Source organism: Variovorax paradoxus EPS (genome assembly GCF_000184745.1).
Lineage (GTDB): Bacteria > Pseudomonadota > Gammaproteobacteria > Burkholderiales > Burkholderiaceae_C > Variovorax > Variovorax paradoxus_C.
Genome location: NC_014931.1, coordinates 1340398 through 1362582 on the forward strand (window position 1 = coordinate 1340398; position 22185 = coordinate 1362582).

Here is a 22185-nt window from a genome sequence, read left to right on the forward strand (position 1 = left end):
GCTTGCGGTTTTCCATGCTGTGTTGCACCAATTAGGGAATTCACTAGCCAACCGGTGCATGAAAGTACTGGAGGTGACCGACGAAGTACCAAAACCGCAACTGAGTTTCTCCAGAATCCCCCCACGGCGACCCGCCACCAGGAGGGCGTCGCTCACCTCTAGGAGACAACATGAAGCGTTTTCTGAAAGCCGGCCTCGTCCTCGCACTCCTCGGCACGGGGCTCGTGTCCCAGGCCGCCACCGAACTCGTGATCGCGACCGTGAACAACGGCCACATGATCGAGATGCAGAAGCTCACCCCCTTCTTCGAGAAGGCCAACCCTGACATCAAGCTCAAGTGGGTCACGCTGGAAGAAGGCACGCTGCGCCAGCGCGTGACCACCGACATCGCCACCAAGGGCGGCCAGTTCGACGTGATGACCATCGGCCTGTACGAAGCGCCGATCTGGTCGAAGAAGGGCTGGCTCCAGCCCATCGCCACCGACGCCGCCTATGACGCCGACGACCTGCTGCCCGCCATTCGCGCCGGTCTCTCCTACGAAGGCAAGCTCTACGCGGCCCCCTTCTACGGCGAGAGCTCGATGCTCATGTACCGCAAGGACCTGGCCGACAAGGTCGGCTTCAAGATGCCCGAGCAGCCCACCTGGGTGCAGGTGAAGGAGTTGGCCGGAAAGATCCACGACCCCAAGGCCGGCGTGTACGGCATGTGCCTGCGCGGCAAGCCGGGTTGGGGCGACAACATGGCCTTCCTGACCACGCTGGTCAACACCAACGGCGGCCAGTGGTTCGACATGCAGTGGAAGCCGCAGATCGACACCAAGCCCTGGAAGGATGCGATCAACTTCTACGTCGACCTGATGAAGGCCTACGGCCCGCCGGGCGCCTCGGCCAACAGCTTCAACGAGAACCTGGCGCTGTTCAACGAAGGCAAGTGCGGCATGTGGGTGGATGCGACCATCGCGGCTTCGTTCATCAGCGATCCGAAGCAGTCGAAGGTGGCCGACAAGGTTGCCTTCGCACAAGCGCCCGTCGCCGTGACCCCGAAGGGCGCCAACTGGCTGTGGACCTGGAACCTGGCGATTCCCGCCAGCTCGACCAAGGGCGCGGCCGCGCAGACCTTCGTGAAGTGGGCGACCTCCAAGGAGTACGTGAACCTCGTCGCCAAGGAAGCCGGCTGGGGCGCGGTGCCCACCGGCACGCGCAAGTCGACCTATGCGAACCCCGAGTTCCAGAAGGTGGCCAAGTTCGCGGCTGCAGAGAAGAAGGCGATCGACAGCGCCAACCTGAGCGACAGCACGCTGCCCAAGTCGCCTTACGTCGGCGTGCAGTACGCGGCGATTCCCGAGTTCCAGGCGATTGGCACCGGCGTGGGCCAGCAGATGAGCGCGGCGCTGTCGGGCAAGGTCACGGTCGACCAGGCACTGAAGACCTCGCAGACGCTGGCTGAGCGCGAGATCAAGAAGTCGGGCCAGTACAAGTAAGCAAGTAAGCCAGGGCTTTACTCCCTCCCCTTCCGGGGGAGGGTAGGGGTGGGGGCACGCGGCGCATCAAACCGCCGCAGTGGTCGATCAGGGAGCCCCCATCCCCGCCTTCCCCCATAGGGGGAAGGAGCCAGAGACAACAAGAAGGACTTCCTCATGAAAAGACTCCTGCCCCGGGCCCTCATGGCGCCCGCCGTGCTCACGCTCTTCCTCTGGATGATCGTGCCGCTGTTGATGACGTTGTACTTCTCCTTCGTGAACTACAACCTCATGCAGCCCGGCGAACGCACGTTCGCGGGCATCGAGAACTTTCACTACTTCGTCACCGACCCCGACTTCTGGCCCGCGACATGGAACACGCTGCTGCTCATCGGCAGCGTCATCGTCATCACGGTGGTGTTCGGCGTGCTGCTCGCGCTGCTGGTGAACGAACCGTTCCCCGGTCGCGGCATCGTGCGGGTGCTGCTCATCTCGCCGTTCTTCGTCATGCCGGCAGTGAACGCGCTGCTGTGGAAGCACATGATGATGAACCCCATCTACGGCGTGCTCGCCGACGTGTGGCGCTTCTTCGGCGCGCAGCCCGTGGACTGGCTCACCGACGTGCCGCTGCTCTCGGTGATCATCATGGTGGCCTGGCAGTGGCTGCCCTTCGCCTGCCTCATCTTCATTACCTCGCTGCAGTCGCTGGACCGCGAGCAGATGGAGGCCGCGCGCATGGACGGTGCGAGTTCGTTCCAGCGCTTCTTCTATCTCACCATTCCGCACCTCGGTCGTCCGATGGCGGTGGTGATCATGATCGAGATGATCTTCCTGCTCAGCGTGTTCGCCGAGATCGCCATCACCACCAATGGCGGCCCGGGCAACGAGAGCACGAACATGACCTACCTGATCTTCAAGCAGTCGCTGATGAATTTCGACGTGGGCGTGGCTTCGGCCGGTGCGCTGTTCGCGGTGGTGCTGGCGAACATCGTCGCGGTGTTCCTCATCCGAATCATCGGCAAGAACCTCGACTGAAGGAACGACCATGCAACCCAGCAACTTCCTTCCCCAATTGCTGCGCACCGTCGGTGCGTGGGCCGTCGCGCTGCTCCTGTTCTTCCCGCTCGGCTGGCTGTTCCTCACGGCCTTCAAGACGGAGCTGCAGGCGATCCATGTGCCGCCGCTTTTCATCTTCGAGCCCACGCTCGACAACTTCGGCGAGGTGCAGCGCCGCAGCGACTACCTCTTGTATGCGCGCAACTCGCTCATCACCAGCCTGGGCTCGACGATCCTCGGCTTGCTGATCGCGGCACCCGCCGCGTACTCGATGGCGTTCTTTCGCACGAAGAAGACGCGCGACATCCTCATGTGGATGCTCTCCACCAAGATGATGCCGGCCGTCGGCGCGCTGGTGCCGATCTACGTGTTGGCGCAGACCGCGGGCATGCTGGACTCGCTCACCGCGCTCACCATCGTGTTCACGCTGTCGAACCTGCCGATCATGGTGTGGATGCTCTACAGCGCCTACAAGGACATTCCGAACGAGATCCTGGAGGCAGCGCGCATGGACGGCGCGAGCCTGTGGACCGAGTTCCGCCACGTCGTGATGCCGCTGTCGGTCGGCGGACTCGCATCGACCGGGCTCCTGTGCTTGGTGCTGAGCTGGAACGAGGCCTTCTGGGCGTTGAACCTCACGTCGGCAAAGGCTGGCACGCTGGCGACGCTGATCGCCTCGTACTCCAGCCCCGAAGGCCTGTTCTGGGCCAAGTTGTCGGCTGCCTCGCTGATGGCCATTGCGCCCATCGTCGTGTTCGGCTGGTTCAGCCAAAAGCAGTTGGTGCAAGGCCTGACCTTCGGCGCCGTCAAGTAAAGAAAAGGGAGACATCTCATGGCCTACCTCGAACTCAAGAACATCAAGAAGAGCTTTGGTGACGTCAACATCATCAAGGGCGTCGACCTCGAAATCCAGAAGGGCGAATTCATCGTCTTCGTCGGGCCCTCGGGCTGCGGCAAGTCGACGCTGTTGCGGCTGATCGCGGGCCTGGAGCCGATCACCAGCGGCAACCTGATGCTCGATGGCAAGGACATCACCTGGGCGCCTTCGGGCAAGCGCGACCTGGCGATGGTGTTCCAGAGCTACGCGCTCTATCCGCACATGAGCGTGTACGACAACATGTCCTTCGCGCTCAAGCTCGCGGGCGTCGCCAAGGACGAGATCAGGACCAAGGTCGAGTACGCGGCCAAGACGCTGAACCTCACGCAGTACCTGGACCGCACACCGAAGGACCTGTCGGGTGGCCAGCGCCAGCGCGTGGCCATCGGCCGTGCGATCGTGCGTGCGCCGAAGGTGTTTCTCTTCGACGAGCCGCTGTCGAACCTCGATGCGGCACTGCGCGGCAACACGCGCGTCGAAATCCACAAGCTGCACCGCGCGCTCGGCGCGACCACGATCTACGTCACGCACGACCAGGTCGAGGCCATGACGCTGGCCGACCGCGTGGTGGTGCTAAAGGACGGGCTGATCGAGCAGGTCGGCACGCCGCTGGAGCTGTACGACCGCCCGGCCAACCAGTTCGTCGCGCAGTTCATCGGCATGCCGTCGATGAACATGGTGTCGGCGAGCGCCATCCCGAGTTTTTCCGCAGCGACCGGCGGACGGCTGCCGAACGACGGCTTCCTCGGGGTGCGCCCCGAGGGCCTGCGCGTGCATCCGAAGCAGGGCTCGCCGGTGTCGGACGTGCTGGGCCGCGTGGAGCTGATCGAGGCGCTGGGTGCCGACACCCTGATCCACGTCGATGTGGGCGGCGTGCCGCTCATCGCGCGGCAGAACGACCGCACGCCGCTGCAGGCCGGTGATGACGTGGCCGTCGAACTCGACCCCAGCGTGCTGCACCTCTTCAACCGCGAAGGCCGTTCGGTCTCCGCTTGATTCCTCCTCTTCTTTACGGACATTTCCCGTGACTCTCGCAGCAGCGTCTACCGCGCACACACCACCGGCTCTCTCGGAGTTCACGGTGCTTCACCTGGGCCTGGGTTCGTTCCATCGCGCCCACCAGGCCGTCTACCTGCAGCGGCTGATCGAGGCGGGCGACACCCGCTGGTCGCTGTCGGGCGCCAACATCCGGCCCGACATGGCCGAGGTCGTCGCGGCCCTGCGCGCGCAGGGCGGGCGCTACACGCTGGAGACCGTGTCGCCCGCGGGCGAGTACCGCTACGAGCAGATCGAGGCGATCCGCGAGGTGCTGCCCTACGAGCCCTCGCTGGCCGCGGTGATCGCGCGCGGCGCGGCGCCGTCCACGCGCATCGTCTCGTTCACCGTGACCGAGGCGGGCTACTACCTCGATGCGAAGGACAACAAGCTCGACCTGTCGTTCGCGGACCTCGCCGCCGACATCGAACGCGCGCGGCGCGGCGAGGCGGGCGAGACGATCTACGGCGCGGTGTGCGCGATCCTTCGCGCGCGCAAGGCGGCGGGCGCAGGGCCCGTCACGCTCCTGAACTGCGACAACCTGCGCCACAACGGCGACCGCTTCCATGGCGGGCTGCTGGAGTTCATCGAACGCGCGGGCGATGCCGACCTGCTGGCCTGGACCGTCGCCAACACCCGCTGCCCGAACGCGATGGTCGACCGCATCACACCGCGTCCGCCACCCGAGCTGCGCGCGCGCGTGCTGGCTGCCACCGGCCGCGACGATGCCGCGCCGATCACCGGCGAGAGCTTCATCCAGTGGGTCATCGAAGACAGCTTCATCGCCGGCCGGCCCGACTGGGGGCGCGTGGGCGTGGAGCTCGTCGAGTCGGTGCAGCCGTATGAAGAGGCCAAGATCCGCATCCTCAACGCGACCCACAGCTGCATCGCCTGGGCCGGCACGTTGATCGGGCTCGAATTCATCCACGAAGGCACGCACGACGCAGCCATCCGCAAGATGGCGCACGACTACGTGACCGACGACGTGATCCCGTGCTTGAGCCCCAGCCCCATCGACCTCGCGGCGTATCGCGACGTGGTGCTCGACCGCTTCGGCAACCCCGCGATCCGCGACACCAACCAGCGCGTGGCGGCCGATGGCTTCTCGAAGATCCCGGGCTTCATCGCACCGACCGTGCGCGAGCGCCTGGCTGCGGGGCAGGGCATCGACAGCGTGGCGATGCTGCCGGCGCTGTTCCTCGCCTTCCTGCAGCGTTGGCATCGCGGCGCGCTGCCCTACGCCTACCAGGACCAGGGCATGGACGCGGCGGTGGCGCATGCGATCTGCGATGCGGCCGATCCGGTCGCGGCGCTGTGCGCCGACGCGGGCCTGTGGGGCGACCTCGCGGGCGATGCGCGGCTGGTCGAGGCGGTTCGCAAGGCATGTGCGCGCGTGGTGCGCTTCGTCGAAGGCGACGTGCAATGACCAGCGGCCGCCTGCAGGACCGCCACGTGTTGCTGACCGGTGCCGGCGGCGGCATCGGTCTTGCGGTGGCGGAGGCCTGTATCGCCGCAGGGGCGCGCTGCAGCGTGATCGACCGTGCGAGCAATGCGCCGGAGGCCGTACGTGCGGTGCAGCAGCGCCATCCCGATGGTCTTGCCTACATCTCGGCAGACGTCACGAGCGCGCAAGACATTCAACGTCTGCTGACCGAGGCGATTGCCGCCTTCGGCCCCATCCACACGCTCTTCAACAACGCCGCCGTGTTCGACCTCGCGCCGCTGCTTGACAGCGACGAGGCCTCGTTCGACAAGCTCTTCGCCGTCAACGTGAAGGGCATGTTCTTCGTGATGCAGGCGGTGCTGCGCCACATGGTCGAGGCTGGCGCGCAGGGCGCGTCGGTCATCAATATGGCCTCGCAGGCGGGTCGCCGTGGCGAGGCGCTGGTGTCGCACTACTGCGCGACCAAGGCGGCCGTCATCAGCTACACGCAGAGCGCCGCGCTGGCCATGGCGCCGCACGGCATCCGCGTCAACGGCATCGCGCCGGGCGTGGTCGATACGCCGATGTGGGACCACGTCGACAGCCTGTTCGCCAAGGCCGAAGGGCTGCCGCCCGGCGAGAAGAAGCGGCGCGTGGGGCTGGAGGTGCCGCTCGGGCGCATGGGCATGCCGGGCGACATCGCGGGCGCCGCGGTGTTCCTCGCCAGCGACGAGGCGCGCTACATCACGGCGCAGACGCTGAACGTCGATGGCGGCAACGTCATGAGCTGAGATGAGGCCGGACATAAGGCCGGATAAGAAAGTATCGGGACCTCTCCCTTTGGCGCGGTGAATTCCGCCCGGCTCGGTGAGAAGATCGGTTTCCCTTGCAGCACGCGACCCATGAACGAAGACTTCCATCTCTACCTCGACAGCGCCGACCTGGCAGAGTTGAAAACCTGCCTGCCGCACCCGGTGGTCCACGGCGTGACGACCAACCCGACGCTGCTGAAACGCGCGGGTGTCGGCCGCGGTGACGTGCCCGGCCTGCTGAAGCGCTGCCTCGACCTGGGTGCGCGGCAGGTGCAGGCGCAGGTGTATTCGGGCGACGTCGACGGCATGCTGGAAGACGCGAAAGTGCTGCTCTCGCATTTCGACCGCGGCCAGCTGGTCGTCAAGATTCCCGCCACGCGCCAGGGCCTCGATGCCGGCGCACGGCTCATTGCCGAGGACGTGCCTGTGACATGGACGGCCGTGTACGCACCCGAGCAGGCGCACTTCGCGGCGCAACTGGGCGCGGCCTATGCGGCGCCTTATCTCGGGCGGCTCGAGGATTCGGGTGTCGACGGATTGGGGCTCATCGCACAGATGCAGTCGCTGGTTGCGCAGCGGCCTTCGTCGGCCACGCGGCTCCTGGTGGCGAGCATCCGGTCGCGCGAGGCGTACCTGTCGCTGCTCGCGTTGGGTGTCGGCGCGATCACGATCCCGCCGCGCCTTTTTGCCGAACTGCTGGACCATCCGGCCACGCTGGCCGCCGAGCGCGGCTTCCTTGCCGATGCCGGCGATCTGACCTGATCCACAAGATTCAAGAACCATGCGAATTGCACTCACGGGCGAAGCCCTGATCGATTTCACCGCCAGCGAAGCGGGCGCCCTGGCGTTCCTCGGCCACGAGGGCGGCTCGCCGCTCAACACGGCCGTGGCCTGCGCGCGGCTCGGGGTGCACACGGGGTTTCTCACGCAGCTGTCGACCGACCTGTTCGGCGAGCGGCTGATGGGTTTCCTGGCGCGCAACGGCGTGGACACCAGCTTCATCCTGCGCAGCAACGCGCCCTCGACGCTGGCCTTCGTCGAGCGCACGCCACAAACCAATCGCTATGCGTTCTATACAAGCGGCAGCGCCGATGCGACCTGGTCGCCCGAGCCGCTGCCGCAGCTGCCGGCGGAGTGCCGATTCCTGCACTTCGGCTCGATCTCGCTGCTGCAGGAGCCCGCCTCGACACGCATCGCAGATCTCATTGCCGCCAACGCCGGGCGCTGCGTGATCGTGTTCGACCCCAATGTGCGGCCGAGCCTGATTCCGGACATGGCCGCGTTCCGCAATCGCGTGACGAACTGGCTGGCGATGGCCGACCTCGTCAAGCTCAGCGACGAAGATGCCGAACTGCTCGCACCCGGCCGGCCGGTCGATGCGCTGGCCGCGGACTGCCTCCAGGCCGGCGCGCGCGCGGTGATCGTCACGCGCGGCGGCGCGGGCGCCACGCTCTGGCGCACGGGGCACGCGCCGCTCACCGTGGCGGCGCCGCGCGTCACCGTGGTCGACACCATCGGCGCGGGCGACACCTTCACTGCGGGGCTCTCGGTGTCGCTGCTCGAACACGGCGTCAAGCACCCAGCCCAACTGGGCGAACTGACGGAGGAAGCCTGGACTGAAGTGATGCGCTTCGCCGCCACCGCCGCCGCCCTGAACTGCACCCGCGAAGGCGCGGACCCACCCACCCTGGAAGCCGTTCACAACGCGCTCGCCCAAGCGGACAATTGAGGCTGCTCCCAGGTTCTGCCTTCCTGCTGCCATGACGACGTCCACACGCAAACGTTCGGTCCCCCGTCAGCGCCAACCCGAGCTGGAGCGCGACTTTGCGCGCTCTCCCTCGCTGGGCTACGAGGCTCCTGAAGAAACCGGTCTGGTGCGCTGCCTCGCGCACGGCTTTCCGAGCCCGTTGGTGCGATGGCATTTCCATGAAGACTACGAGCTGCACCTGATCACCGAGACTTCGGGCAAGGCCTTCATCGGCGACTGGATCGGGCCGTTCCAGCCCGGGCACCTGGTGCTCTGCGGGCCGCGGCTGCCGCACAACTGGATCTCGCTCGAGGTGCCCGAAGGCGGCGCCGCAGGACGCGACCGGGTGATCCAGTTCCGGCACGAGCCTATCGAGCTCGCCGCGGCCGAGATTCCCGAACTGCGCGAAGTGATGCAGCTGCTGGAGCGCGCGCGCCACGGCATCGAATTCTTCGGCATGTCGCAGCAGGCGCAGACGCACTGGGACAACATCAAGGCCGCGCGCGGCGCGCGCCGGCTCGGCCTGTTCCTCGAGTTCATGGCCGATCTTGCGCAATGCTCCGACTACCGGCTGCTGTCCAGCGTGCAGATGCAGGGCGCGCAGGGCAGCGACGGCGATGCGCAGGTCGACCAGATCAACGAGGTCGTCAACCGCATCACCAACAACATGGCCGAGCCGATCGCGATGTCCGATGTGGCGGCAGAGCTCGGCATGAGCGAGAGCCGCTTCAGCCGCTTCTTCCGGCGCTCGACCGGCAACAGCTTCACCGACTTCGTCAACCGCGTGCGCATCAACAGCGCCTGCCACCTGCTGATGCAGACCGACCACTACGTGACGGACATCTGCTATCAGGTCGGCTTCAACAACGTGGCGAATTTCAACCGGCGCTTCCTGGAGATCAAGGGCATGACGCCCAGCGAATTCAGGCGCCAGGCCGACACGCGCTTCGGCTCGGGTATTTCTTCTTAGTCAGAAAAAGCAGGGAGCTCATCTTGTATCTGGGACTCGACCTCGGCACGTCCGAGCTCAAGGCGCTGTTGCTCGCCGACGATCACCGCATCGTCGGCGTCGCGCGCGCGGCACTCACGGTCGAACGGCCGCAACCGCTCTGGTCTGAGCAGGCGCCCAGCCAATGGTGGCAGGCGTTGGAAGATGTCATGACGCAGCTTCGGGGCTCGCATGCGGAAGCGCTGTCTGCCGTGCGGGCCATCGGCCTCTCGGGCCAGATGCATGGCGCGACGCTGCTCGATGCGGCTGGCGAAGTGCTGCGGCCAGCCATCCTCTGGAACGACGGGCGCAGCGGCGCGCAATGCGACGAACTCACGCGCGCCGTGCCGCGCCTGGGCGAGATCGCGGGCAACCTCGCGATGCCGGGCTTCACGGCGCCCAAGCTCCTGTGGGTGCGCGAGCACGAGCCCGAAATCTTCAAGCGCACGGCGCGCGTGCTGCTGCCCAAGGACTGGTTGCGCTTCATGCTGAGCGGCGAGGCGGTCAGCGAGATGTCGGATGCCGCCGGCACGCTGTGGCTCGATGTGGGCGCGCGCGACTGGTCCGACGAACTGCTCGCGGCCACGGGGCTCACGCGCGATCACATGCCGCGGCTGGTCGAAGGCAGCGAGGTGTCGGCGAAGCTCAAACCCGAACTGGCTGCGCGTTGGGGTGTGGGCAACGGCACGGTGCTGATTGCCGGCGGTGCGGGTGACAACGCCGCGAGCGCGGTCGGCATGGGCTTGGTCGAACCGGGGCAGGGCTTCGTGTCGCTCGGTACCTCGGGCGTGGTGTTCGTCTCGACCGATCGCTTCTTGCCGAACCCCGCGCAGGCGATGCATGCCTTCTGCCATGCGCTGCCCAAGCGCTGGCACCAGATGTCTGTGATGCTCTCGGCCGCGAGTGCGGTGAGCTGGGCAGCCAAGACTTTCAAGTTCACGGACGAAGCCGCGCTGCTCGAAGCGGCGGCATCGGTCGCGCTGGCGGACCGGGCGCGTTGCCCGCTGTTTCTGCCGTACCTGTCGGGCGAACGCTCGCCGCACAACAACCCGAATGCGCAGGGCGCGCTGTTCGGCCTCACGCATGCGCACGGCCCGGCGGATATCGCCTATGCCGTGGTCGAAGGCGTGAGCTTCGGCCTGCGCGACGGCTTCGACACCCTGCGCCTGCCGGCCGACATGCCGCTGCGCGAAGTTGCGCTGGTGGGTGGCGGTGCGCGGAGCATCTGGTGGGGGCAACTGCTGGCGGATATCTTCCAAGTGCCGCTCACGCTGTATGCAGGCAGCGAAACGGGCGGGGCGCTCGGTGCGGCACGGCTTGCGTGGCTGGCCGATGGCGGTGCCGTGGCCGAGGTGTGCACGCTGCCGCCGGTCAAGCAGAAACTGACGCCTTCGTCCGAAGGGGGCGATGGGCACAAGACGCGGCATGCGCGCTTCCAGGTTCTGTACATGGCGCTGCGCGATCAGTTTCGATAACTTCAAACCGTTCGCACATACGCCAAACCGTTCGGGCTGATCCTGTCGAAGCTTCGCGTAAGGCTTCGACAAGCTCAGCCCGAACGGTCTGCGGTGTCTGAACAGCTTGAGGTCTGAACAGACGAAAAAAAGGGCCGCTTGCACGGCCCTTTCGTTTTGGTGAGCAGAGCTCAGCCGGGCATTACATGCCCATGCCGCCCATGCCGCCCATGCCGCCCATGTCGGGCATGCCGCCGCCGGCGCCGGACTCGTCCTTGGGTGCGTCAGCAACCATGGCTTCGGTCGTCAGCAGCAGCGAGGACACCGAGGCGGCGTTCTGCAGTGCGGTGCGGGTGACCTTCGTCGGGTCCAGGATGCCCAGCTCGAGCATGTCGCCGTACGTGTCGTTCGCAGCGTTGAAGCCGTAGTTGCCGGTGCCGGCCAACACAGCGTTCACCACCACCGAGGCTTCGCCGCCGGCGTTGTTCACGATTTCGCGCAGGGGCGCTTCGATGGCCTTGAGCACCAGCTTGATGCCAGCTTCTTGATCGGCGTTGTCGCCCTTGACCGAGTCGCCCACGGCTTGCTTGGCACGCAGCAGAGCCACGCCGCCGCCAGCCACAACGCCTTCTTCCACTGCAGCGCGGGTTGCGTGCAGGGCGTCTTCGACGCGAGCCTTCTTTTCCTTCATTTCGACTTCGGTGGCAGCGCCGACCTTGATCACTGCAACGCCGCCGGCCAGCTTGGCCACGCGCTCTTGCAGCTTTTCACGGTCGTAGTCGCTGGTCGCTTCTTCGATCTGAACGCGCACTTGCTTCACGCGGGCTTCGATGTCACCAGCAGCGCCGGCGCCGTCGATGATGATCGTGTTTTCCTTGCCCACTTCGATGCGCTTGGCTTGACCCAGGTCGGCCAGCGTCACCTTTTCGAGCGTCAGGCCCACTTCTTCAGCGATGACCTTGCCGCCCGTCAGGATGGCGATGTCTTCCAGCATGGCCTTGCGGCGGTCGCCGAAGCCAGGTGCCTTGACGGCCACGACCTTCAGGATGCCGCGGATCGTGTTCACGACCAAGGTAGCCAGGGCTTCGCCTTCGACTTCTTCGGCAATGATCAGCAGCGGACGGCCAGCCTTGGCGACTTGCTCCAGCACCGGCAGCAGGTCACGGATGTTGCTGATCTTCTTGTCGAACAGCAGCACGAAGGGGTTGTCCAACAGCGCCGATTGCTTCTCGGGGTTGTTGATGAAGTAGGGCGACAGGTAGCCGCGGTCGAACTGCATGCCTTCGACGACGTCGAGTTCGCTGTCCAGCGACTTGCCGTCTTCGACAGTGATCACGCCTTCCTTGCCGACCTTGTCCATCGCGTCAGCGATGAGCTTGCCGATGGTTTCGTCGCTGTTGGCCGAGATGGAGCCGACTTGCGCGATTTCCTTGGAGGTGGTGGTGGGCTTGGAAGCCTTCTTCAGCTCGGCGACCAGGGCCGTCACGGCCTTGTCGATGCCGCGCTTCAGGTCCATCGGGTTCATGCCGGCAGCCACCAGCTTGAAACCTTCGCGAACGATGGCTTGGGCCAGCACGGTCGCGGTGGTGGTGCCGTCACCGGCGTTGTCCGAAGTCTTGGAAGCCACTTCCTTCACGAGCTGGGCGCCCATGTTCTGGAGCTTGTCCTTGAGTTCGATTTCCTTGGCCACGGACACACCGTCCTTGGTCACGGTGGGGGCGCCGAACGAACGCTCGAGCACCACGTTGCGGCCCTTGGGGCCCAGGGTCACTTTGACTGCGTTGGCCAGGATGTTGACACCCTCGACCATGCGTGCGCGGGCTTCTCCGCCGAAGACTACGTCTTTTGCTGCCATGTTTATTTACTCCAGAATTTGAATCTAATCAGTTGAGGACAGAGCAATCCGCGCTTCGCGTCGGCTTGGTCTGTCCCGCAAATCACTTGGCTTCGACAACCGCGAACAGGTCGTCTTCCTTCATCACGAGCAGTTCGTCGCCATCGACCTTGACGGTCTGGCCGCTGTACTTGCCGAACAGGACGCGGTCGCCGACCTTGACGGTCAGTGCGGCCAGATCGCCCTTGTCGTTGCGCTTGCCCGGGCCGACGGCCAGGACTTCACCCTGATCGGGCTTTTCGGCGGCTGCGTCGGGGATGACGATGCCGGAGGCGGTCTTGGTTTCGCTGTCGATACGCTTGACGATCACGCGATCGGCCAAAGGACGAAGTTTCATTGCATCTCCTGGATATGGATAAGAAACGGGTTGGTGGTCGGGCGCCGGACCCGGAGGTTGGCGACCCATCGACTGAGGAGCGAGGGTTGTTAGCACTCATCATCAGCGAGTGCTAATCATAAGGGCAATCGATGACGTTTCAAGGGCAGGGGATTGCCGCGGCAGCGCGAAGCACGCTGTTGGAAGTCAACGAAAGTACGCTTTATGGTTCGTATTAGCCGTTCGCGCTTCATGAAAAACGCCGTGCGGCCCACCATGCAGGGATGCCTCCAACACTTCCGATCCAGGTCGATCGCCTCTGGCAGCGCCTGGAGACCCTCGCCTCATTCACCCGCCCCGACGTTCCCTGGACGCGCCGAGCCTTTTCGCCGGAATTCGACCGCGCAAGGGATTGGCTGCGCAGCCAGTTCGAGCAAGCCGGGCTCACCGTCTGGACCGACGCCGCCGGCAATCTGACCGGGCGCCGCGAGGGCACCCAGCCCGGGCTGGCGCCGCTGGTCACCGGCTCGCACTGCGACACCGTGGTGGGCGGTGGCCGTTTCGACGGCATCCTGGGCGTGCTCGCGGGGCTCGAGGCGGCGCAATCGCTCCACGAGGGCGGCGTCTTGCTGCGCCATCCGCTGGAAGTGATCGATTTCCTGTCCGAAGAACCCAGCGACTACGGCATTTCCTGCGTGGGAAGCCGCGCGTTCGCCGGCACGCTGGACGCGGCCATGCTCGCCTCCCGCAACGAGGCGGGCGAAGGTCTCGCAGAGGCCATGCAACGCATCGGCGCCCGACCCGATGGCCTGGCCGTAGCGGCCCGCGGGCCCGGCGGCATCGCTGCTTTCGTGGAACTGCACATCGAGCAGGGTCCGGTGCTGGAGCGAGAAGGGCTGCCCATCGGGGTGGTCACCGACATCGTGGGCATCCGCCGCGTCGCGTTCACGGTGACCGGGCAACCGGATCACGCCGGCACCACCCCGATGGACATCCGCCGCGACGCCCTCGTCGGCGCAGCGCGGCTGATCGATACGGTGCACCGCGAGGCGAGTGCCATGGACGGCCGCCCGCACTACGTGGTGGCGACGATCGGCCGGATCTCGATGAGCCCCAACGTGCCCAACGCCGTGCCCGGCCGGGTCGACATGGTGCTCGAGGTGCGCAGCAACGCGCAGGCAGTGCTCGACGACTTTCCCGAGCGCGCGATGGCGTTGTGCCGCGACGACTTCCGGCGGCTGCGGGTCGGCTGCAGCGCCGCGCCCCTGACGCAGACGCCGCCCACGCAGTGCGACGACATCGTGATGCGGGCCGTCGCCCAGGCCGCGGACCGCCTAGCACTGCCGCACCGGACATTGCCCAGCGGTGCCGGTCACGACGCAATGCACGTCGCGGCCGCTGGCCCGATGGGGATGATCTTCATCCCCTGCCTCGACGGGCGCAGCCACTGCCAGGAAGAGTGGGCGAGCAAGGAGCAGGTGGCCGCCGGTGCCCGGGTACTGGCGGAAACGCTCAGGGTGCTGGACGCACGCTAGCCGCCGCCACTGCCGCGACTTCGAAGGCCTGCCCCGCCGCCACGATGGCGTCGATGACCTGCCGCAAGCCCTTGCTCACTGGCTTGTCGTTGCGAGCAACCAGCGCGAGGGTGCGGTGCAGCGGCGGGTGGAGCGGGCGCAGGTCGAGTTCGGGGTGGTGCCCCTGGCCCGTGACCGCCATCTTCGGCAGGATCGCCACACCCAGCCCGGCCGCGACCATGGCCTTGATGGCTTCGACGCTGTCGAACTCCATGACCGGCGGCGAAGCATGCCCGCCGCGCCGCAGCCAATCGTCGACGATGCCCCGCGCGCTGGCTTCGGACACGAACTTCACAAGCGGCAGCGATTGCAGCGCGGCCACCGTCACCTCGGCGGGCCAGTCGATGCTGCCGCGCCGGCAGATGGCGACGAAGTCGTCGCGCAGGATCGGCGTGACCGACAGCGCACGCGAGTTGACCGGCAGCGTGACCACTGCGGCATCGAGCGTGTTGTCTTCCACGCGCCGTACGTAGCCCTCGGTGTTGCCCGTGCTCACGATGATGTTGAGCAGCGGAAAGCGTGCGCGCAGATCGCGCAGCGCCGGAGGCAGCAGGTAGAGGCAACTGGTGCCGCCGGTGCCCAGCCGAACGCGGCCCGCCACGCCCGCCGAGTGGAAGGTGGCGGCGTTGATCGCGTTGGAAAGCGCCGCCGCCACGTGTGGAAGCTCCGCCATCAGGTCGGTGCCCGCAGGCGTGGGGCCGACGCGTCGGCCGACCCGTTCGATGAGGCGCACGCCCAGGCGTCTCTCGAGTTGTTTGACTTGCACGCTGACCGCCGGCTGCGTCAGGCCGAGCCGTTCGGCTGCGGCTGAAAAACTACCTAATTCGAGCACCAGTGAAAAAGTGTGCAATTGCTCGAAATTAATAGACGAAGCCAAATTGTTTTTTATGAGATGCATAACGATGCACGGCTTCTTTTAAGAATGCGTGAATACAAAAATGATTGGGGGAGGGCAAAGAGCAAAAAACATCGACCGAACGAATTGGATGCCAAGGTTGGCGAGATCCGACGGGAGGTTATATGCCAAGGACCCGCATTTCAAAACAAGCTGCTCAAGGGGAATGGCATGCAGGACCTTATTTCCATCGAGGATCTTTCCAGAGGCGAAATCGAAAACCTGTTTTCGACCGTCGATCATTTGCGGCACACGCCCGATGTCTTCAGGCACGCGCTCGCCGGGCGTGTGGTGTGCACGCTCTTTTTCGAGCCGAGCACGCGGACACGGCTGGGCTTCGAGGCGGCGGCGCATCGCCTGGGCGCGCGCGTGCTGAGCGTGGCCGACATGCGCAACACGCGGCTGGAGCTTGGTGAAAGCCTGCTGGACACCACGCGCATGGTCGGCTTCTATTGCGACGCGGTGGTTGCGCGCCATGTGGAGGACGGCGTCATGCACCGCATCAAGGAAACGGTTCGCGTGCCGCTCATCAATGCCGGCGAGGGGCAGGTTCGGCATCCGAGCCAGACGTTGATCGATCTATACACGCTGCACGAACACTTTGGCGCTATTGACAACCTGCACGTGGGCATTGCCGGTGGTATTCGTTATTCGCGCGCGGCGAAATCGCTGATTGCTGGGTTGCGCAAATTCAGCAATATCCGCCTTCACTTGGTGGATGCGGTGCAGGAGATGGACGAAGGCACCGAATTTCCCCGGGAACTCGGTGAATTGAACGGCGTGCCCGCGCTCGAATATTCGTCCATGAAGGAAATGATCGGACATGTCGATGTCGTGTACGTAGTGCGCGTTCAGCAAGAAAAATTCACCGATCCGGCGGCCTACCAGCGCCAGTTGAACAAGTGCCGGCTGCATCGCGCACTGTTGTCTCGCGCGTCGCCGAGCCTGGTCGTCATGCACTGCCTGCCGCGTGCCGACGAGCTCGGTGGCGGTCACCATCGGCGGTGGCGCGACCGCGGGCGTGCCGCTGCTGCTCATGGGACATTCGGCGGCGCAGAGCATCGCCACGGTCATGACACGCATCAACCTGCTGGTAGTCGGTGCATCGGTGACCACGTTCATCTCCAGCGGCGTTGTCGACTTTCGCCTGGGCATCCCCTTGTTCGTCGGCTGTGCGGCGGGTGGATGGCTCGGCGCGTGGGTGGCCCGCGTGACAAATCCGAAGCGCATGAAGGCCGCCTTTCAGGCCTTCACGCTGTTGCTGGGTGCCAAGCTGTTGTGGGAAGCGTGGGCGGCGGGTTAGTAGACCCCGAATGCGCAGTGCGCGATCGGCGGGCCGCTACAACTGGTCGGTCGGCACGAACCACGAAAAAAGCAGCAGTTGAAGCCGGGTCAGCATGCTCGAATCCGGCTCGCTGTCGAGCACTTCGTTGTTGACGTCGCCGGTGCCGACCCATTGCACGTTCTGGCCGTCCGGCTTGAGCACCACGCGGTAGACGCCCTCGATGTCGTCCAGTTGATAGGCGAAGAGCAGGGCCTGCGTCAGGTCGAAGCTGCGCACGCGCACGCCGAATTCAGTGTTCAGCAGGGCGGAGCGCGGATCCAGGTTCATGGAGCCCAGCAGCACCCATTGGCGGTCGACCAGCGCCAGCTTGGCGTGCAGCCGGCCGCGCGCCTTCTTGAGCAGGTCGCGGAACTGGCCGCTGCGGCGCAGCTGCTGCGTGCTTACCTCGTACAGGTTCACGCCCAGCTTGAGCATGTCGACGCGGTAGCGGTTGTAGTTGATGTTGACCAGCGGCTCGTCGCTGTCGGCCAGCGAGTTGGTGATGACCGTGATGTTGATCCCGTGCTCGCGTCCCATGCGGATACGCGCCATGCCCTCGTCGCCCGGGATGAAATAGGGCGAGATCACCACCACGTTCGACTGGGCGGTTGCCAGCATTTCATGGAAGCGCTGCGCCAGCGATTCGGCGGGGTGCGCCATGACGCCCAAAGCCTTGTTGGGGCTGTCGGCGGTGGCATGTGCTTCGGCGCGCATCCACTTGGCCTCGTCGATGTTCGCCAGTTGCGTGGCCAGCGGCGGGTCGCCCAACAGGTCGGTGGCGGCCAGCGGGTCGGGCGGCGGGGCGTAGCGCGGGGAGGTGTCGGCGTCGAAGGCGGACTTCAGTTCGTCGGCCGTGCGGCTGGTGCCGGCGACCCGCTGCAGTGGGTAGACGACGTCGCTGTTCCAGTAGGTGTCGAAAATCGCTGCCGACTCCCGAACCACCGGGCCGGCCATGAGCACTTCGAAGTCGATGAAGTTCGCGCTCTCGCTGCGCAGGAAATATTCGTCGGCGAGGTTGCGGCCGCCGGCGATGGCCATGGCGCCGTCGGCCACGAACAGCTTGTTGTGCATGCGGTGGTTGAGCCGCCGGAAATCGCCGAAGAACTCCAACCATCGGCCCGAGGAGTGGTCGCGCAGGTTGACGAAGGGGTTGAACAGGCGGACTTCGGCGTTGGGCTCGGCGGCCAGGCCCAGCAGAAGGCGGTCCATGCCGGTCGTGTAGAAATCGTCGAGCAAGAGGCGCACGCGCACCCCGCGCCGTGCCGCATCGCGCAGCTCCCGCAGCAGGAGCCGGCCGGTCTTGTCGTTGCCCAGCTGGTAGGTCTGCACGTCGAGCGAAGACTGGGCGCGCCGCATCAGCTCCAGCCGCGCATCGAGAGCGTAGGAGGCCTCGATCAGCGGCCGGAGGCTGGAGAGGCCGTCAGGCGGCGTGTTCAGGCTGATGGCGGCGCGGCCGAGCGCGGTGGCGGTGGAGGCTGCGATCGCCTCGGTCGGCGGTTCGGGTGTGCGCGGCGGGAGCCCGGCGCAGCCTGTCAATGCAAGGGCGATCAGCAGCAGCACCGGTGCGCGCAACGCAGGAATCAGAAAGGCAATGAGCTTGTGCATGAGACCTGCCGGCACGGAGAAATGTGCCCGCGGCATCGTAGCCGCTCTGCCCCGCACCGAGGATGCAAATGCGCAACGCAACCCCCTTTGCCGCGCTTGGGGATTGGACAAATTGAGATTTTCTACCTACTAGAATGAGAATGCTTCTTAATTGACATTTGATAAACACTTTGGAGTGAGGCTGGAATGAAGAGGATGTTGGCGCGGCGGAGAGCCGCCTCGGTGCTGGTGGGGTGCATGGCCGTTTACATGCAGCACCAGGTGTTGGCGCAGACGGGAGCCCAGGGTTCGCTGCCGGAAGTGAGGGTCGATGCGAATGCAGAAGCCGAAACCGCCACGACGCCCGTCATCGGCTATCGCGCGAAAAACGCCGTCACCGCCACCAAGACCGACACGCCATTGTCCGAAACGCCGCAATCCGTCACCGTCGTGACGCGCGACCAGATCGTCGATCAGGGCGCGAACAACCTGCAGGACGCGCTCAACTACGCCGCCGGTGTGCGCTCCGACGCCTACGGCCTCGACTCTCGGACCGACTCCGTGCGCGTGCGCGGCGCCTACCCCGACGTCTATCTCGACGGCCTGCGCCAAGCCTACGGCTACTACACCAGCACCACCCGCACCGACCCCTACACGCTGGAGCGGCTCGAAGTGCTGCGTGGCCCCTCGGGCATGCTGTTCGGCGCGGGCACGGCCGCGGGGGTGGTCAACATGGTCAGCAAGCGGCCGCTGCAGGAGGCCCAGCGCGAAGTGGGCGTGCAGTTCGGGAGCTTCGGCCGCAAGCAGATCCAGGCGGACCTGACCGGTCCGCTCAATGCCGACGGTTCACTCTCGTACCGGTTGATCGCCTTGCAGCGCAAGTCCGACACGCAGGTCGACTACGTGCCTGACGACCGCAGCCTGATCGCCCCCTCGCTCACCTGGCGGCCCAGCGCGGCGACCTCGCTCACGCTGCAAGGCCTGTGGCAAAAGGACAAGAGCGGCAGCAGCTCGCAGTTCCTGCCGTGGGAGGGCACGCTGCTGCCGAACCCCAACGGGCGGCTGCCGGGTAGCCGCTTCATCGGCGAGCCGGGCGATTTCTACAACAGCGAGCGCAAGACCTTCGGCTGGCTGTTCGAGCACAAGTTCAACGACAGCTGGACCGTGCGGCAGAACTTCCGCTACGCCCAGAACGAAAACGCCAACCAGTACCACTATGGCGCCGCGTTCAGCGGGTTCGACAGCTGGTCCAGCGATCCGATCTTCAAGCGCGTGCTGGGCCGCTACTTCGACAACCAGTTGACGCTCAACCGCACCCAGACGCTGGACAACCACGTCGAGGGCCATTTCCAGACCGGCGCCCTCAAGCACACGCTGCTGGTGGGAGCGGACTTCGCGCGCCAGCGCGAGAACGTCTGGAGCGGCACCAATGTCGACACCATCGACGTCTACGCGCCGGTCTATGGCCACCGCGACGTGCCCGACGCCACCGCGCTGCCGCGCACGCGCCAGCGCCAGACGGGCATCTACCTGCAGGACCAGATCAAGCTGGACAACTGGATCTTCGTGGCGGGCCTGCGCCACGACCGGGCTTCCTCCAGCGCCGTCGGCAGCGAAGAGCAGAAGAGCAGCGCCACCACCAAGCGCCTGGGCGTGATGTACGCGTCGCCTTCGGGCTGGTCGCCGTATGTGAGCTACAGCGAGTCGTTCACGCCGCAGTCGCCGCGCCAAGGGCGCATCTTCACGCCACTGCGCGGCGAACAGTGGGAAGTGGGCGTGAAATACGAGCCCAAGGATCGTGCCTTGGCCTTCAGCGCTGCGGTGTACGACCTGCGTGAGAAGAACCAGGTCGTCGAAGAGCAGCCGAACGTGTTCTCGCAGCGCGGTCTCACCAAGACCAAGGGTGTGGAGCTCGAAGCCAAGGGCTCGATCGGCCGCGACCTCGACCTGATCGCCCACTACAACTACATCGATGCCGACGCACTGATCGAAGGCCTGCCCAAGCATCAGGCGAGTGTCTGGGCCAAATACAGGTTCTCCATTGGCGAAATGAGCGGCTTCTCGGCCGGCGCCGGCGTGCGCGCGATGAGCTCGTTCCGCGACGGCGTGGGCCCGCGCATTCCGGGCGTTGTGCTGGCCGACCTGGTGTTCGCCTACGACACCGCGAACTGGCGCTATGCGCTCAACATCAACAACGTGACGGACAAGAAGTACTTCTCTACCTGCCTGTCGCGCGGCGATTGCTGGTACGGTTCGCGCCGCAACATCGTCGCGAGCGCCACCTACCGCTTCTAGACTCCGCCTTCAACCCACACAGCCGCAACGACATGAACAGCCGAAAGATCAAGACCTGGGCCTGGGTGCACAAGTGGAGCAGCCTCGTGTGCACGGTGTTCATGCTGCTCCTGTGCATCACCGGGCTGCCGCTCATCTTTCATCACGAGATCGGCCACCTGCTGGGCACCGAGGTCGAGGCGCCGAAGATGCCGGCCAACACGCCGCGCATCAGCCTGGACAAGGTGCTGGACATCGCCAAGGCAAAGCATCCCGACCGCGTGGTGCAGTTCGCCTCGCAGCCCGAGGACGACGACGGCCTGTGGTTCGTCACGCTCACGCCCACGCCCGCGCCCACGGAAGACTTCAAGTCGGTCGCGGTCGACGCGCGCACGGGCGTCGTGCTCGCGCAGCCGAAGTTCGACGAAGGCTTCATGTACGTGATGTTCAAGCTGCACGTCGACCTCTTCGCGGGGCTTCCCGGCAAGCTGTTCCTGGGCTTCATGGGTCTCTTGCTGCTGGTGGCCATCGTCTCGGGCGTGGTGCTGTATGCGCCCTTCATGCGCAAGCTCGACTTCGGCACCGTGCGGCGCGAGAAGCGCCCGCGTCTGAAGTGGCTCGACCTGCACAACCTGTTGGGCATCGTCACGCTGGTGTGGCTGTTCGTGGTGGGCTCCACCGGCATGATCAACACGTGGGCCGACCTGGTCATCAAGTACTGGCAGTACGACCAGCTCAGCACCTTGCTCGCGCCCTACAAGGACCAGCCAACGGTGGGGGTGGCTGAGCGCGGCTCGGTACAGCGCTCGATGGACGAGGCCATGCAGCGCGCGCCCGACACGAAGCTGTCGTTCATCGCCTTCCCCGGCACCGCGTTCTCGAGCCCGCACCACACGACCTTCTTCCTGCGCGGCAACGAGCCCTTCACTTCGAAGCTGCTGCAGCCGGTGCTGGTCGATGCCAAGACCACGGAGGTAACTGCGGCGCCCAAGATGCCGTGGTACCTCACGGCGTTGCTCGTATCGCAGCCGCTGCACTTCGGCGACTACGGCGGCATGCCGATGCAGATCCTCTGGGCCTTGCTCGACATCGCGACGATCATCGTGCTGGGCAGCGGGCTCTACCTTTGGCTCAAGCGCGGCAAGACCGTGCCGGCCAGAACAGCCTCGAACGCGCCGGCGGCTTCGCCTGGCTCGGAGCGCGCGCCGCCCAAGGCATCGGGCGCGCAGCCCGACCTGGCACCGGCCATGAAGGTGCAGGCATGACAACGCACCACAAGACGCCGCATCAGTCGTTCTGGCGCATGTGGGGATGGCCGATCGTGCTCGGTGTGCTGACGACCATCGGCCTGATCTCCGCGCTGTTCAGCGACGGCGGCTTCGGCGACATGCTGGCCTGGGTCGCACTCGGCATTCCGGTCGTCGTGTGCGCCTGGTACGGTTGGCGCCGCGCGCCGGCGGACTGACTTCGCC

Annotated in this window: 19 protein-coding genes and 1 pseudogene; 16 read left to right on the top strand and 4 right to left on the bottom strand. The window is 65.6% G+C overall.

The features are described from left to right. Positions 1-170: 170 nt before the first annotated feature. The 10 genes from VARPA_RS05935 to xylB all read left to right on the top strand — a co-directional run bounded on the left by VARPA_RS05935 (position 171) and on the right by xylB (position 10873). On the top strand, positions 171-1481 hold the full coding sequence (locus VARPA_RS05935; protein WP_013539654.1) for an ABC transporter substrate-binding protein: 1311 nt from the start codon (positions 171-173) through the stop codon (positions 1479-1481). 156 nt (positions 1482-1637) lie between these two features. Beyond that, positions 1638-2495, top strand: a complete 858-nt coding sequence (locus tag VARPA_RS05940) for a carbohydrate ABC transporter permease (protein ID WP_013539655.1) — start codon at positions 1638-1640, stop codon at positions 2493-2495. A gap of 10 nt (positions 2496-2505) precedes the next feature. Next, entirely contained in the window at positions 2506-3330 is an 825-nt protein-coding gene (locus VARPA_RS05945) for a carbohydrate ABC transporter permease (protein ID WP_013539656.1), read from the top strand. An 18-nt stretch (positions 3331-3348) separates the two neighbouring features. Then, positions 3349-4389, top strand: coding sequence for an ABC transporter ATP-binding protein (locus VARPA_RS05950; RefSeq protein ID WP_013539657.1), 1041 nt, complete (start codon positions 3349-3351; stop codon positions 4387-4389). 85 nt (positions 4390-4474) lie between these two features. Beyond that, the gene (gene dalD, locus VARPA_RS05955) at positions 4475-5854 is read left to right on the top strand and encodes a D-arabinitol 4-dehydrogenase (protein ID WP_013539658.1); all 1380 of its coding nucleotides are present in this window, start codon (positions 4475-4477) and stop codon (positions 5852-5854) included. Then, a complete protein-coding gene (locus VARPA_RS05960) occupies positions 5851-6642 on the top strand; it encodes an L-iditol 2-dehydrogenase (RefSeq protein ID WP_013539659.1) in 792 nt (263 codons plus the stop codon). Before dalD ends, VARPA_RS05960 begins: the two co-directional genes overlap by 4 nt. A gap of 111 nt (positions 6643-6753) precedes the next feature. Then, complete coding sequence (locus tag VARPA_RS05965) at positions 6754-7425, top strand: transaldolase family protein (RefSeq protein ID WP_013539660.1); 672 nt, start codon at positions 6754-6756, stop codon at positions 7423-7425. A 19-nt stretch (positions 7426-7444) separates the two neighbouring features. Next, complete coding sequence (locus tag VARPA_RS05970) at positions 7445-8392, top strand: carbohydrate kinase family protein (RefSeq protein ID WP_013539661.1); 948 nt, start codon at positions 7445-7447, stop codon at positions 8390-8392. 31 nt (positions 8393-8423) lie between these two features. Next, positions 8424-9380: an AraC family transcriptional regulator gene (locus tag VARPA_RS05975; protein WP_013539662.1), complete on the top strand. Its 957-nt coding sequence runs from the start codon at positions 8424-8426 to the stop codon at positions 9378-9380. Between the two features lie 23 nt (positions 9381-9403). Next, on the top strand, positions 9404-10873 hold the full coding sequence (gene xylB, locus VARPA_RS05980; protein WP_013539663.1) for a xylulokinase: 1470 nt from the start codon (positions 9404-9406) through the stop codon (positions 10871-10873). A 181-nt stretch (positions 10874-11054) separates the two neighbouring features. Here xylB and groL read toward each other — a convergent pair whose 3' ends face one another. Continuing rightward, the gene (gene groL / locus VARPA_RS05985) at positions 11055-12707 is read right to left on the bottom strand and encodes a chaperonin GroEL (protein WP_013539664.1); all 1653 of its coding nucleotides are present in this window, start codon (positions 12705-12707) and stop codon (positions 11055-11057) included. A gap of 82 nt (positions 12708-12789) precedes the next feature. Continuing rightward, complete coding sequence (locus tag VARPA_RS05990; RefSeq protein ID WP_013539665.1) at positions 12790-13083, bottom strand: co-chaperone GroES; 294 nt, start codon at positions 13081-13083, stop codon at positions 12790-12792. A gap of 263 nt (positions 13084-13346) precedes the next feature. On the opposite strand from VARPA_RS05990, the gene VARPA_RS05995 reads away from it, so the two are divergent. Next, entirely contained in the window at positions 13347-14597 is a 1251-nt protein-coding gene (locus VARPA_RS05995) for a Zn-dependent hydrolase (RefSeq protein ID WP_013539666.1), read from the top strand. Here VARPA_RS05995 and VARPA_RS06000 read toward each other — a convergent pair. Next, entirely contained in the window at positions 14575-15534 is a 960-nt protein-coding gene (locus tag VARPA_RS06000; RefSeq protein WP_013539667.1) for a LysR family transcriptional regulator, read from the bottom strand. The two genes, VARPA_RS05995 and VARPA_RS06000, sit on opposite strands and share 23 nt — an antisense overlap. A gap of 168 nt (positions 15535-15702) precedes the next feature. On the opposite strand from VARPA_RS06000, the pseudogene pyrB reads away from it, so the two are divergent. Continuing rightward, a pseudogene (gene pyrB, locus VARPA_RS31565) lies at positions 15703-16503 on the top strand (aspartate carbamoyltransferase); the annotation flags it as partial. Between the two features lie 64 nt (positions 16504-16567). Beyond that, on the top strand, positions 16568-16834 hold the full coding sequence (locus tag VARPA_RS31315) for a TSUP family transporter (RefSeq protein ID WP_234975034.1): 267 nt from the start codon (positions 16568-16570) through the stop codon (positions 16832-16834). 36 nt (positions 16835-16870) lie between these two features. On the opposite strand, the gene VARPA_RS06020 is transcribed toward VARPA_RS31315, so the two are convergent. After that, positions 16871-18460: a phospholipase D family protein gene (locus VARPA_RS06020; RefSeq protein ID WP_013539668.1), complete on the bottom strand. Its 1590-nt coding sequence runs from the start codon at positions 18458-18460 to the stop codon at positions 16871-16873. A 186-nt stretch (positions 18461-18646) separates the two neighbouring features. Here VARPA_RS06020 and VARPA_RS06025 point away from each other — a divergent pair, with 186 nt between their 5' ends. Genes VARPA_RS06025 through VARPA_RS06035 form a run of 3 tightly spaced genes read left to right on the top strand, consistent with a single transcriptional unit; the run spans position 18647 to position 22178 of the window. Continuing rightward, positions 18647-20734 carry a TonB-dependent siderophore receptor gene (locus VARPA_RS06025; RefSeq protein WP_013539669.1) on the top strand — a complete coding sequence of 696 codons (2088 nt, stop codon included), beginning with the start codon at positions 18647-18649 and terminating at the stop codon, positions 20732-20734. Positions 20735-20766: 32 nt separating this feature from the next. After that, positions 20767-21978 (top strand): PepSY-associated TM helix domain-containing protein, encoded by a 1212-nt coding sequence (locus VARPA_RS06030; RefSeq protein WP_013539670.1) that lies wholly within the window; start codon positions 20767-20769, stop codon positions 21976-21978. Continuing rightward, a complete protein-coding gene (locus VARPA_RS06035) occupies positions 21975-22178 on the top strand; it encodes a hypothetical protein (RefSeq protein WP_013539671.1) in 204 nt (67 codons plus the stop codon). Before VARPA_RS06030 ends, VARPA_RS06035 begins: the two co-directional genes overlap by 4 nt. Positions 22179-22185 lie beyond the last annotated feature (7 nt).